The 13028-nt window shown below is 60.4% G+C and carries 8 protein-coding genes; 1 reads left to right on the forward strand and 7 read right to left on the reverse strand.

The window, feature by feature from the left end:
- Positions 1 to 163 precede the first annotated feature (163 nt).
- Positions 164 to 5707 (reverse strand): dermonecrotic toxin domain-containing protein, encoded by a 5544-nt coding sequence (locus tag ICA15_RS26040; RefSeq protein ID WP_210555022.1) that lies wholly within the window; start codon positions 5705 to 5707, stop codon positions 164 to 166.
- A 207-nt stretch (positions 5708 to 5914) separates the two neighbouring features.
- On the opposite strand from ICA15_RS26040, the gene ICA15_RS26045 reads away from it, so the two are divergent.
- The gene (locus ICA15_RS26045; RefSeq protein ID WP_210555023.1) at positions 5915 to 6949 is read left to right on the forward strand and encodes an alpha/beta fold hydrolase; all 1035 of its coding nucleotides are present in this window, start codon (positions 5915 to 5917) and stop codon (positions 6947 to 6949) included.
- Positions 6950 to 7092: 143 nt separating this feature from the next.
- Here the strand turns inward: ICA15_RS26045 and ICA15_RS26050 are convergent, their stop codons facing one another.
- The 6 genes from ICA15_RS26050 to ICA15_RS26075 all read right to left on the reverse strand — a co-directional run bounded on the left by ICA15_RS26050 (position 7093) and on the right by ICA15_RS26075 (position 12950).
- On the reverse strand, positions 7093 to 7422 hold the full coding sequence (locus ICA15_RS26050; RefSeq protein WP_181818525.1) for a GlpM family protein: 330 nt from the start codon (positions 7420 to 7422) through the stop codon (positions 7093 to 7095).
- A gap of 8 nt (positions 7423 to 7430) precedes the next feature.
- Complete coding sequence (locus ICA15_RS26055; RefSeq protein WP_150601742.1) at positions 7431 to 8759, reverse strand: sigma-54-dependent transcriptional regulator; 1329 nt, start codon at positions 8757 to 8759, stop codon at positions 7431 to 7433.
- Positions 8756 to 10657, reverse strand: coding sequence for a sensor histidine kinase (locus tag ICA15_RS26060; protein WP_150616230.1), 1902 nt, complete (start codon positions 10655 to 10657; stop codon positions 8756 to 8758). Before ICA15_RS26060 ends, ICA15_RS26055 begins: the two co-directional genes overlap by 4 nt.
- A gap of 144 nt (positions 10658 to 10801) precedes the next feature.
- Positions 10802 to 11536: an amino acid ABC transporter ATP-binding protein gene (locus ICA15_RS26065; RefSeq protein ID WP_042560754.1), complete on the reverse strand. Its 735-nt coding sequence runs from the start codon at positions 11534 to 11536 to the stop codon at positions 10802 to 10804.
- Positions 11533 to 12204 carry an amino acid ABC transporter permease gene (locus ICA15_RS26070; protein ID WP_042560753.1) on the reverse strand — a complete coding sequence of 224 codons (672 nt, stop codon included), beginning with the start codon at positions 12202 to 12204 and terminating at the stop codon, positions 11533 to 11535. Before ICA15_RS26070 ends, ICA15_RS26065 begins: the two co-directional genes overlap by 4 nt.
- Positions 12204 to 12950: an amino acid ABC transporter permease gene (locus ICA15_RS26075; protein WP_095190466.1), complete on the reverse strand. Its 747-nt coding sequence runs from the start codon at positions 12948 to 12950 to the stop codon at positions 12204 to 12206. Before ICA15_RS26075 ends, ICA15_RS26070 begins: the two co-directional genes overlap by 1 nt.
- Positions 12951 to 13028 lie beyond the last annotated feature (78 nt).

Consider the following 13028-nt stretch of genomic DNA (forward strand, 5'->3'; position numbering starts at 1 on the left):
ATCCACCCCTCTTGCGAACTATTGAAAGTCAGTGGACACAGCGCGTGGCGGTACAGGGATATCGCCTCTGTGCATTTTTCCGGTGGTCAGGACGCGTGCGTGGGCGCAGCAGCAACCCCGTTGCAGCCGATAGCTCAACGGGGTTTTTGCCTGGCAACGAAGCTCAGAGCCCTTCGAAATGCACCAGCACTGCCGACTGCTTGCCGATATCGGCGTAGGGCAGGCTGGCATTATCGGCGTGGGTCAGAAAACGGTGTTCGGGAAGTTTCAGATGGGCTTTCTCGAACGCGCGCAGTACGGGCGTTGCACTGGAATAGTGAAAGTGCGCGTACCACAGCAGTTCATTGGGGATGAGGGTCCGATTCCGGATTTCATATTCCTGCATGAAGTCCTTTCGAGTTTTTTTGCCAAGATCTTTCAGCGGTGCGACCTTGCGAATGGTCACGGCGTTTTGTCCGATCAGATCCAGCAGCATGCCGTCGGTGGGTTTCTTGCTGGTCAGTGACTGGCGGGTGCGCAAGGCGCGGCCGGTGGCTGTCAGCTCGGTGGCGGTGGTGCGCAGTTCGACAATCATCGGGTCTTGTGGCGAAAGCGCATGGATACGATCGGCCCGGCGCGTCAGTTCGGCGGATTCACTGACCATCATGTGTTCCACATTGACCGGCAGCATGCCTTTATCGGCGTATGACTGAACCCGCCCCAGGTAAGTCGCTTGCGAATCGAGGCGCGTGCGTGCTTCGGCCAGCAACGCCGCGAGCTCTGGCTGTTCCTGCCGCGGGGGCACGATTGCCGATGCTTTCAGGCGATATTTCTGGTTGGCGGTTTCTTCCCAGACTTCGCCGTTTTTCATCGTGTATTCGTACTTTTTGGTTTTCGGATCCCAATTTTCCGTCCCGATCAGCCAGTATTCATCTTCAGTAGGGAAGACCTTGGGCGGTATTTTTCCTGCCTTTTGCGTAGTACGCACGGGCCGCGGGCGCGCGATGTTCTTGCGAGCATGGTCGGTGAGCAAATCAATTCCGGACAACAATGGGTCGACCATGTCCTCGTAGAAAAGCTGCGGATAACCGCTGGTCCAGACTTTCATCTCGCGACTGAACTCCGTGTACACATCTACGCAGCGTTGAAGGATTTGATCGCGTTGTTCGGACGTGACTTCAGCCAATGCCAAGGCACGATGTGTGTCCAGAGTACGTCTGAATTTTCCATGCAAATCGCGTATCTGATCATTGAGGTGATACCACGCCATCTCTTTGGGAATACCGGATCGATAAACCGCGTGATACCGATGTGAGACCCTCCTTTCAGTCAGCCGAAAATCGCTGTAAGCGTCGTTAACTTGACCCAAAGGGTCCGCTAGCCTTTGCCTGTCGTCTGCCTTCCCGATGCGTCTGTACCAGTGGTTTGCCTCATTTCTCAGGGTTTCAATCTGATCCAGTTCGGACAGCATCTCGACACGGTGTTCACGTATCTGTTTATGCACTTCCCTCAGCTCGGCGTAGGCGTCTTCCGGCAACGCACGCAGTTGTGCGTTCAGTGCCTCGATCTTGCGGTAATGGGTATTCGACCAGTAGTAATGATTCACGCGGTGTAGGTACCGGTCCGCCACCATCGAGGCCGGATAGCTTTGCTGCTCGTTCACCATACGGCGTACATCGCCAGTGGACACCGCCTCCAGTTCGACCAACGTCTGGTAACGCCGCTTTCCCAGCTCAATGTCGCCGACAGCGGCGGCTTCAGACGCCGCAATCAAGGGCCGGCTTACTTTTTCCGCTGGTGTCGCCGCGAGGCGGTTTATCGCAACGTCGCTGTTTCTGATGCGCAAACGGAATTCGGGGGCCGAGGCGTTGGCCTGAATGGCCAGGTATTGATAACGGCGATGCGTTCGATCCACCCACCAGCGCGGCAAGCGTTGCCGAATGACCTGCGGCCAGATCGGCTCAAGCGCGTCGGCCAGATGCCCGGCGACATTACCGCCGCCGAGGCCACCGCCTTCGAATGTTGTGCCATGAACGCCGAACCAGGTGTCCCACTGGCCGGTTTCATCCAGGGCAACCGGTTGCCTGTAGGTGGCCTGGCGGGTACCGCGCAAACGCCAGAAGCGTGCGCTGGTGTCGAGTTGAACCTCGAAAATCCGGCCCTGACGGACAATGAAGTCACCGTCGGCATGGCGGTAGATCCCGCGATAAATACCGTGGTTGCCTGTTTGCAGGCCGGCCAGCGAAATCGGTTGTTCATACTCGTATCTGGCGAAGCGTGCGAGCAGGTGACGGGCCTGGCGCTGGCTGTTGCCATGCAGTGCCGCCACATTGCGCAGCAGCCGCTGCGCCTGGCGCATACGCGTCAATGCGCGGGCGGTGCGCGACAGGACACCGGTCAGCGCTTCACCGGGAAGCAGGTCGACCGCCGCGTCGATCAGGCACAACAACATCGTTGCCAGTTCTTCCAGCCCATCGCCGATCTCGCCGCGCAAGAACGCCGCCACCGCCTGGTTCGCCGCAGTCCAGGCATCGTAGAACGCGATGGCGGTGCCGATGAAGGGCAGCATGCCGAGCGCCATCTTCAAGTAGTTGAACGCACGCGGGCCGCGCAGCGCGAAACGTTCCAGATACAGCTCATCATTGGAACGGGAGGTATCGCGGTGCGCCATGATCAGTCGGCCCATGTGCGTATCGAGCAGGTGCGCGGCCAGGGAGGTGGTCACCGGCCAGCGCGTGCCAACGCCGATCATCGCGTCAAAGCGTCTGTACACGGCTTCATTGATACGACTTTTATGAGCGCGCACATTGCCGTGGACCGTACGCCCGGCCACATAGGTGATCATCGAGTCTCGCTGGCAAAGCCTGTACAGCCCCAAGCGTGCCGCTTGCAGGTTGTCATATGAACGCAAAAACCGGCCATCCGGGCTCTCGGGCAGATACACCAGAGTGACGCCGCTGACCTGCTCCTGGATAAAGGTCACACCTGATAGCGTGCTGGGCCCTTGACGCGGGGTGTCCTTGCCGCCCATGGTCAGGATAGCCGGCAGGATGACCACGCGCTGGTTATGCCTGTTCCACGCCTGTGCATGGTCGGCGCTGATCGCGATGTCCAGTATTTGCAGCTGACTGTCGTTGATATGACCCTGCAAACGGGCAAAACGGCCTTGTAACCTGAGGGTCTGGCGCCAGGGCTCGATCAGGCATTCGCGGTGATGCGCCAAAGTGAACGCGGACGCGCCGCTAGCCCCTCGGAAGGCCTCGTAGATCTGGCGTTCATAGGCCTTGGGCAGATCCAGTTCGGGCAGCACTTTGCGCAAATAGATCAGGTTGACGCCGTTGAGCAAGCGGATACGGTCCTGACGATTCGCTGCGATCACCTTCAACCGCATGAATATCAGTCGCTGCGACAGCGAGTCCTGTTGCACCGATTGCTCTTTGTCGAGGTTGAGCTGCGCCAGTTCTTCAAGCGTAAGGTGACTGCGCTTGTCACCGGCAACCATCACTGACGATCGCACGGGGCCCGTGGGCCCGGCGCTGTATCGGGTTTCCCATTTGACCTCATCGGGCAGATCCAGGGTGACCGTGAAATCACCCTGCAGCGAAAAGTCTTTGCGCAAACGCGCATGCAAGTGCTTGCGAGTGAAGTCGTCGCGTGGCTCCAACGCGGTGGTCATCAAGGCGTGGCTCAGTTGCATGGCCTTGATGAACGCGTGGATCTCGGTGTTGAGGGCGACGCGCTCGGTGACTGGCAGGTTGCCCAGCCAGTCGGGCAGGTTGGCGACCAGCGTGGCCGTTCGCTCTTGCTCCTGCACATGCATCAGCGCCAGGCTGCGCGCCGCATGCACGGGCACTTGCAGGGCGGCGTTGAAGCGTTCGCGCAACATGCTCAGTTGCTCGGCTTGTTCGGCTGCCTGCGCGTCGGCGCCAAGGCGTGTGCGGATTGCTGCGGCTTGCTCTTCGAATTCGCCGATCAGGCCATTCAAGGCGTGTCGCAGTGGATCTGTCTCGATTGCCTTCAGTTGCAGGGTGCGGGTGTTGTCCTGCGCGGTGATTTTGAACACGCGGTTTTCCAGCGACCGACGATCAGCGAATGTCTGCAGGCCACCGCCGGTGCCCGGCCAGTACAGCAACATGCTGTGCGCCGATGCCGGGTCGAGCAGTGCGTCCGGGTGCGTCATCACGAACGGGCCGTTGAGTGTCTGCGTCGTGAGTGTGTGCTTGTCAGCGGTGTGCTCGCTCAGGCTCACGATCAGACTCGCGGCCCTGTGCCCGGCCCCCGGACTGGTCGGGGTATCCAGAAGCGCATTGACCCGGTCGCGCTCCTCAGTGGTCACTTGTCCGAGCAAATATTGCGCGTTGATTTCCGCCTGCAAACCGTTCTTGTGGGCTTTGTGCAGGGCGGTGAGTTGACGCTCGAACGTGGCCGGATCGGTAGCGCGCGAACCTGTCAGAAGGGCGGTGATCGCTGTGTCGGCGGCTTGTTCGGCGTTTTCCAGTGCCGCGTGTGCATCCTTGACCGGCTGTAATGTGCTGCTTTCTTGCGCGATACCGCGCAGCGTTTCCAGGGCAGTGCGCTGACGGCCCAATGCCGCCTGACGAAGCGCCCAGGGTATTTCGGCGTGCAGACTGCCGAACAATGACGGCTCATCGTCTTCGCTCACGTCAGGCGTCATGCGCGGTGGCGAGGCGAATACGCCGGTGGTGCTGCGTTGGCGGTCAGTCAGATCGGCATGATCGAGGGCGCTGCCAGCGTGTTCGGCAAAGTCTGGCGCGGCGATCCGGCTATTGCGCAGCGCATCAATCTGCGCCTTGCGCAAATGCTCCAGCAGGTCGGTCATGCCCGTGCTCAGAGGCAGATCGCGGTCGGTGTATTCGAATCCCATGCCAGCGCTGGGCAACCCACGTGGAACCAGATTCTGAGCGGTCAGCCAGGCCTCAAGTTCGGTGCGCCCGGCGAACCCCTTGAACGCCTCGGCGCACAATGGCAGATACAGCCAATGCGGGAGCGGCGCGGCGTTTGCGAAGTTGATCACCCACGCCGCGGGAATCTTCACTTTGCTGCCGTTGCTCATTACCAGCGCCAGTGTCTGGGTGGTGACCTGCACCGTGGCGCTGCTCGCATCCATCAGCAATGCCAAGGGCTTGAGTTGTGCCGCGGTCAGTTGGCGGCGGGCGAGGGCCACTTGAGCAGTGGCTTCCAGATGCTCGCAGTAAAACTGCCGGGCCCGTTCACGGCGTGACACCGGTGTACCCGGCGCGCGCTCATCCCAATACTCATTCCAGGCGGTGCGCAGGGCTTGTTCCGGGTCGAGTGTCTTGAGCCGTTCCAGCAATTGTTGCGGTGTCCGCGTGAACAGCGCATGCGTCGTCGGCAGGCCGATCACCTTGCACTGCTGATTGAGCGTGTCAGGCAGTGTCGGATGCTGGAAGACAAAGGCGCACGCCTGGACCAGCGGGACGAAGTGTTCAGGGCGTTGCTCGGTGGCCGCAAATTGCAGGCCGATGTCTGGCTCGCCCAGATCCCATTTCAGTTCCAGCGACCGAGCCAGGGTGTCGCGGGCGGCCGGAATACCGACAATCAGCTCACGCAAACCCTCGCTGCTGTCACGCCAGCGCTGCGAAGCGGTCAAGAGCAGGGCGTCGTCGTAGGTGTCCGGCAAGCGCGTCTCGGTCGGCGGGGAAGACGAACTCAGGGCGGGATAATCGAGAAGTATAAAATCTGGCATGGTCGCAATTGCTCGCTGTGTGAAGAGGAACTCCGCTTCTTGTCACGGCCATTGCATTGAATTTGTCGGCCTCGATGGCGGTACATAGTTATTGCCGGGCGACCGCTCGGCACTCTTCATCAAACTGTCATCGAACTGTGGCAGCGCGCTTGTACAAACTTCATCAGACTCGCGCTCTACTGGGGTTCTGCGTTTCGGTGTTTTTCCATGGGTAAGGTTTTTTTCTCGATCGCGGCCGTTCTGGCCGCGCTTTTGTTCGGCTTGCCGGCTTCTGCGGCGTCGCGCTGTGATGTGAATGTACCGACCGAACGGGTCGATCTGGCGCAGGTGAGCCTTGCCTACCAGAGCATCGGTCGTGCGTCGGATCCGGCATTGCTGCTGGTGATGGGGTTGGGCGGGCAGTTGATCCATTGGCCGGATGAGGTGGTTGAGGCGCTGTGTCAGCAGGGCTTTCGGGTGATTCGCTACGACAACCGCGATGTCGGTTTATCGACCTGGCGGCAGGCACCGGTGGAGGCCAACCTGACCTTTGAAGTGCTGCGCTACAAACTCGGACTGCCGGTGTCGGCGCCGTACAGCCTGACCGACATGGCCGACGATGCGCTGGGCCTGATGACGGCTCTGCACGTCGAGCAATTCCATGTGCTCGGTGCGAGCATGGGCGGGATGATTGCCCAGCACATGGCGGCCATGGCGCCGCAACGGGTGGAAAGTCTGACGCTGATCATGACCAGCTCCGGCGCCGAAGGTTTGCCGGCACCCAACGCGGCGCTGGTGCAATTGCTGGCGCGGCGTGGTGCACCGAACCGAGAGGTGGCGCTGGAGCAGCAGGCGGATTTACTTGCGGCGCTCGGCAGCCCGGCGGTCAGCGATGATCGCCAGGCGTTGCTGAGTCAAGCGGCGGCTTCTTACGATCGCGCGTTCAACCCGGAAGGCGTCAAGCGCCAGATCATGGCGATTCTGGCCGAGCCGAGCCGGGTGGCGCTGCTCAACCAGTTGCGCGTGCCGACGCTGGTGGTGCACGGTACGGCCGATCCGTTGCTGCCGGTGATGCATGGTGTGCATTTGGCGGCGCACATTCGCGGCAGTCAGTTGAAGTTGATTCCGGGGCTGGCCCACCGGTTTCAGGAAGCGTTCAAGGAACCGTTGCTGGCGGCGGTATTGCCGTATTTGCAGGCGCACCGTGAAGACACTTCGCATTGGGCGCAGATTGAGCCGGTGGTGGGGCGTAATCTGCTGTAGCCGCGTCGCTCCCACACAGGAATGCGTTCCCCCTGTAGGAGCTGCCGAAGGCTGCGATCTTTTGATCTTGTTTTTAAAAGGTCAGGATCAAAAGATCGTCCGATCATGGCCCGAGCCTTCGGCAGCTCCTACAGGGGAAGACGTTAGCCATGTACGCGCACCCAAACCGAAACCAACACCGTCGCCGCCATCAACCACGCCACCGCCGCCACGGCCAGCGAAGCCTCCAGCCGCATCCGGTCGACCATCACATACAACGTCGCCAGATACACAAAGTACGGAATGATCGACCACATGCCGAAGACGATGGTGGTCTTCAGGTCATCAACCGAGCGGCCCTTGCCGACGATGTAATGAGCAATCAGCGCAAACGTCGGGAACAGCGGCACCAACCCCGCGATGTAGTAGTTCTTCGTCTTGGCCAGCGCTGCGAGAATCAGCACAACCGCGGCACCGAGTGCCGCTTTCAGCAACAGATCCATCAGTGGCTCAACCCGTATTTTTTGACTTTGTCGAACAGCGTGGTCTTGGCCATGCCCAGTTCCAGACTGGCCTGGGTCAGGTTGCCGCCGCTGCGTTGCAGCGCGTCGCTGAGCAGGTTGCGTTCGAAGGCTTCCACCGCTTCGGCAAACGCCAAACCCTGGCCCGCGCTGCCAGCACCGGTTTTCTTGAACGCCGGCAAACCGAGGGCAAAACGCTCGGCGACGTTGCGCAGTTCACGCACGTTGCCCGGCCAGTCGTGGCTCATCAGGTTCGACAGGGTCTGGTTGTCCATGTCCGGCAGTGCGCGGTCGAAGCGCAGGGCCGACTGCTGGGTGAAGTGTTCGAACAGTTGCAGGATGTCTTCGCGGCGTTCGCGCAGCGGTGGCAATTCCAGCGTCACCACATTGAGACGGTAATAAAGGTCGCTGCGGAATTCGCCGGCCTTGCTCGATTCGTCGAGGTCGGATTTGGTCGCCGCAATCACTCGGCAATCCACCGCCACGCTCTGGTTCGAACCGAGGCGTTCGAGGGTGCGTTCCTGCAAAACGCGCAGCAGTTTGATTTGCAGCGGCAGCGGCATGCTTTCCACTTCATCGAGGAACAGCGTGCCGCCGTCGGCGTGTTCGATCTTGCCGATGCGGCGCTTGCCGGCGCCGGTGAACGCGTTGGCCTCGTGACCGAAGATCTCGCTTTCGAAAAGGTTCTCCGGCAAGCCGCCGCAGTTCAGCGCTACGAACTGCTTGCTGTGGCGCCGACTGAAATCGTGCAGGCAGCGGGCGACCAGTTCTTTACCGGTGCCGGTCTCGCCTTCGATCAGGACGTTGGCCGAGGTGTCGGCGACGTTGGCGATCAACTCGCGCAGGTTCTGCATGGCCGGCGAGCGCCCGATGATCCGGCCTTCAAGCGAATCCCGCTCGGCCAGTTGCCGACGCAGCGACGAGACTTCGCGGGCGAGGCTGCGTTGCTCCAGCGCACGGCGTGCAACATCGACCAGGCGCTCCGGCGAGAACGGTTTCTCCATGAAGTCGTAGGCGCCTTTCTGCATTGCGCCGACGGCCATGGAGATATCGCCGTGCCCGGTAATCAGCACCACCGGCAGGCTGCGGTCGCGTTGCTTGAGCCGGGTCAGCAGCTCCAGGCCATCGATACCGGGCAGACGAATGTCGCTGATGACGATACCGGCAAAGTTGTCGCCGACACGCTCCAGCGCCTCTTCGGCACTGCCGACGCCGATGCTGGGGATGTCTTCCAGCGTCAGCGCTTGCTGGCAGCCGAGCAACACATGAGGGTCGTCTTCGACGATCAATACACTGAGGTCTTGGTTCATATTGGCTCGGCAGGGGTAGGGCTTACCAACGGTAAACTGAGGACGAAGGTGGTGCCACCGCCGCCAGGGTGTTCGACACCCAAATGTCCGCCCGTAGCGGCGGCGAGGCTGGCGGAAAGCGTCAGGCCCAGGCCCAGGCCTTGTTCGCCGGGCTTGGTGGTGAAGAACGGTTCAAACAGATGCTTGCGCGCCTCGGCGTCGACACCGTGGCCGTTGTCGCGCACGCGCAGGCGATATTTGCCATTGAACTCTTCACCTTCCAGCCACAGTTGCGGCAGCGATTGCGCCTGCATGGCGTCGAGGGCGTTGCCGATCAGGTTGACCAGAATCTGTTCGAGGCGGGTCTGGTCGATGTGCAGCTGCACATCAATGAATTGTCGGTGCAGTTGCAGCGCCGGATTCTCCAGGCGTGCACCGAGCAATTGCAGCGCCGCGTCTACGGCTTTGCCGAGGCTGGCCTGGCCCTGATTATCACCACGTCGGGCAAACGAACGCAGGCTGGCGGTGATCCGGCCCATGCGGTCGATCAGGTCGTTGATGGTTTTGAGATTGGTGCTGGCGACATCGAGTTGACCGCGTTCAAGGAAACGCACGGTGTTGCCCGACAACGTGCGCATCGCCGCCAGCGGCTGGTTCAATTCGTGGGCGATGCTCGTGGACATCTGGCCGATGGCGGCAAGTTTGCCGGCCTGCACCAGTTCATCCTGGGCCCGGCGCAGCGTCTCTTCAGCCTGCCTGCGCTCGCGGATCTGACTCTTGAGTCGGTCGTTGCTGGCACGCAGGTCGGCGGTGCGTTCGGTAATCCGACGCTCCAGTTGATTGTTGGCTTCCTGCAAGGCTTCGCGGGCGGCGAGACGGGTGGCGATGACCTTGCGCCGCTCATTCCAGGCAATCAGCAAGAACGCCACCAGGGCAAATGCGACAGCGACCAGAATGCCTTGGTTGATCGCTTCGCGGCGCAAATCCTGAAGCGGCGTCAGCAGGGTGAAATTCCACGGTGTATCGCCAAGAGGCCGCGTCTGTGCCAGATAACTGATGTCGTCTTCGTCAGACTGCACTTCACTGTTGGCCGGGAAGGTGAGTTTTTCCACGCCTTCGGACAAGGTTTCCCGAGCCAGCGGTTGCAGCTCGGTGAGCGGGAACCAGTAGTACTGCAAGCTGCGGGCGAGTTTCTCTTTGACTTCGTCACTCAGCGGGATGACCGATTTAAGGCGTCTGGCCGGATCGCTGGACAGAATGATGATGCCGTTTTCATCGCTGACAAACGCTTCCAGGCGCGCCCGTTGCCAGCGTTCTTCCATGGCTTCGAGGCGCACTTTGACCACGGCGACACCGATGATCTTGCCGTGTTCTTCGAGGCCGTGGGCGAGGTAGTAGCCGGGTTCGCCGTTGGTGCTGCCGATGCCGTAGAAGCGCCCGGGTTCACCGCGTATGGCTTTCTGAAAATAAGCACGGAAGGACAGGTCTTCGCCCAGATAACTGTCGACATCGCGCCAGTTGCTGGTGGCCATTACGCGGCCGGTGGTGTCCATCACGTAGATGGCCCGACTGCGGCTGCGCCGGTTCAGGCCTTCAAGGTAGTCGTTGACCGTTTGCCGGTGTTCCGGGGTCGGGTTGGCGAGCAATTGCGGGACACTGGTTTCCAGCTCCAGCAGGCTGGGGAGGTAGGTGTATTTGCTGATCTCGCTCTCGACGGCGCGGGCGTGCAACTCCAGCTGACGCTGGCCGTTCTCGCCAAGGCTGCGGATGCCGAAATGTTCACTGGTCCAGAAGCCGATAAAACCCAGGCCGACCATCAGGGCGATGACCAGTGGCGGCAGGAACAGATGACGAATCAGACGGGGCTTCACGGCAAGTGATGGCGGCGCGGCGCGATAGAGATTGGGGTCGCATTTCATCACAGATGCCTTGGGTCAACCACAACAACAAGCTATGGCGATCCCTTGTAGGAGCTGCCGCAGGCTGCGATCTTTTGATCTTCAAACTCACAATCAAAAGATCGCAGCCTGCGGCAGCTCCTACAGGGGAAGCCTGTGTTGCTTTTAGTGCTGCAGGATTTTCTCAAGGAAGTGCTGCGCGCGTTCGGAGCGGGCGCTGATGTCGCCGAAGAACTCTTCTTTCGGGCAGTCTTCGATGATTTTGCCGGCGTCCATGAAGATCACGCGGTCAGCCACTTTGCGCGCGAAGCCCATTTCGTGGGTCACGCACATCATGGTCATGCCTTCCTGGGCCAGTTGCACCATCACGTCGAGCACTTCGTTGACCATTTCCGGGTCGAGCGCCGAGGTCGGTTCGTCGAACAGCATGACGATCGGGTCCATTGCCAGCGCACGGGCAATCGCCACACGCTGCTGCTGACCGCCGGACAGTTGACCCGGATGCTTGTGGGCGTGAGCCGACAGGCCGACGCGCTCCAGCAGTTGCAGACCTTTTTTGGTCGCCTCTTCCTTGCTGCGGCCCAACACCTTGATCTGCGCGATGGTCAGGTTTTCGGTGATGGTCAGGTGCGGGAACAGTTCGAAATGCTGGAACACCATGCCCACGCGCGAGCGCAGTTTCGGCAGGTTGGTCTTCGGGTCGGCAATCGAAGTGCCGTCGACCACGATGTCGCCTTTCTGGAACGGTTCCAGCGCGTTGACGCATTTGATCAGGGTCGACTTGCCGGAACCTGACGGGCCGCAAACCACGATCACTTCGCCTTTTTTGACCTCGGTGCTGCAATCAGTCAGCACCTGGAAGTCCCCATACCACTTGTTGATGTTCTTGATAGAGATCATACGGCGAACCTTTTTTGCAGACGCTTGACCAGCAGCGAGGCGGCAAAGCTGATTGTGAAGTACACGAGACCTGCGAAGATCAGGAACTCATTGGAACGGCCAATGATGTCGCCACTGGCGCGCGAGGCATTGAGGAAGTCCACCAGGCCCACGGTGTAAACCAGTGAGGTGTCCTGGAACAGAATGATGCTCTGTTGCAGCAACAGCGGGGTCATCTTGCGAAACGCTTGCGGTAGGATGATCAGACGCATCATCTGCCCGTAGCTCATGCCCAGCGCTTGCGCAGCGCCCATCTGACCTTTGGGAATCGACTGCACACCGGCGCGGACGATTTCACAGAAGTAAGCCGCTTCAAACATCATGAACGCGACGATGCACGAGGTGAACGCACCGATCGGGGTGTCTTCGCCGGTGATCCAGCGCAGCACGAACGGCACCGCCAGATAGAACCAGGTGATGACCAGCAGCAGCGGGATCGAACGGAAATAGTTGACGTAGGCGCCGGCAACCCGCGACAGCAGTTTGCTCGAGGACAAACGCATCAGCGCCAGGATGGTGCCGAGAATGATCCCGCCCACCACGCCCATCGCCATCAGCTTGAGGGTCATCACCATGCCGTTCCACAAACCGGGAATGGCCGGGACGATGCCACTGAAATCAAATTCCATTATTTACCCCCCACGGAGATCAGGCCGGGCACGGCAACTTTCTTCTCGACCACGCGCATCAGCAGCATGAGGCTCATGTTCAGGGTGAAATAAATCAGGGTAGCGAGGGTGAACGCTTCAAACAGGTTGGCCGAGAACTCGGCGGTCTGTTTGGTCTGCGCGAGCAGCTCCATCAGCCCGATCAGCGAGGCCACGGAGGAGTTCTTGAAGACGTTCAAGAATTCCGAGGTAAGCGGCGGAATGATGATCCGGTAGGCCTGGGGCAGCAGCACGTTCCAGTAGATTTGCGGCAGCTTGAAACCCATGGCGCGGGCGGCCGATTCCTGGCCACGCGGCAGCGCCTGGATGCCGGTACGCACTTGTTCGCAAACACGCGCGGCGGTAAACAGACCCAGGCACACGACTACGCTCAGGTAAGCCGAAGTGGTTGGGTTGAGGTCCTGCTTGTACCACTCTTGCAGGTCCGCCGGCAGCAGGTCGGGCACCAGGAAGTACCAGATGAACAGCTGAACCAGCAGTGGCACGTTACGGAACAGCTCGACGTAGCAGGTCGCAATGCCCGATACGATGCGGTTCGGCACGGTGCGCATGACGCCCAGTATCGAGCCCAGCAGCAGAGCGATGATCCAGGCCACGATGGCGATGGCGATGGTCCAGCCTAGACCGGAAATGAACCAGTCGAGATAGGTCTCGCTGCCCACGCCGGTGGACTTGAAGAACACGCCCCAGTCCCAGTTGTAATTCATTAGGGTCTCCCCTCGATTCGATCGATATACAAGTGCCCGCCTGGGAAACTCCGTTCCCTCTGATCGTGAAGATCAGGC

The organism is Pseudomonas sp. P116 (genome assembly GCF_020149425.1).
GTDB classification, from domain to species: domain Bacteria; phylum Pseudomonadota; class Gammaproteobacteria; order Pseudomonadales; family Pseudomonadaceae; genus Aquipseudomonas; species Aquipseudomonas anatoliensis.

What these genes read in the sequence shown, in the direction of transcription:
- ICA15_RS26075 (WP_095190466.1), bottom strand. Translation starts at nt 12,950, where the DNA reads ATGAATTACAACTGGGACTGGGGCGTGTTCTTCAAGTCCACCGGCGTG.
- ICA15_RS26045 (WP_210555023.1), top strand. Translation starts at nt 5,915, where the DNA reads ATGGGTAAGGTTTTTTTCTCGATCGCGGCCGTTCTGGCCGCGCTTTTG.
- ICA15_RS26040 (WP_210555022.1), bottom strand. Translation starts at nt 5,707, where the DNA reads ATGCCAGATTTTATACTTCTCGATTATCCCGCCCTGAGTTCGTCTTCC.
- ICA15_RS26060 (WP_150616230.1), bottom strand. Translation starts at nt 10,657, where the DNA reads ATGAAATGCGACCCCAATCTCTATCGCGCCGCGCCGCCATCACTTGCC.
- ICA15_RS26055 (WP_150601742.1), bottom strand. Translation starts at nt 8,759, where the DNA reads ATGAACCAAGACCTCAGTGTATTGATCGTCGAAGACGACCCTCATGTG.
- ICA15_RS26065 (WP_042560754.1), bottom strand. Translation starts at nt 11,536, where the DNA reads ATGATCTCTATCAAGAACATCAACAAGTGGTATGGGGACTTCCAGGTG.
- ICA15_RS26070 (WP_042560753.1), bottom strand. Translation starts at nt 12,204, where the DNA reads ATGGAATTTGATTTCAGTGGCATCGTCCCGGCCATTCCCGGTTTGTGG.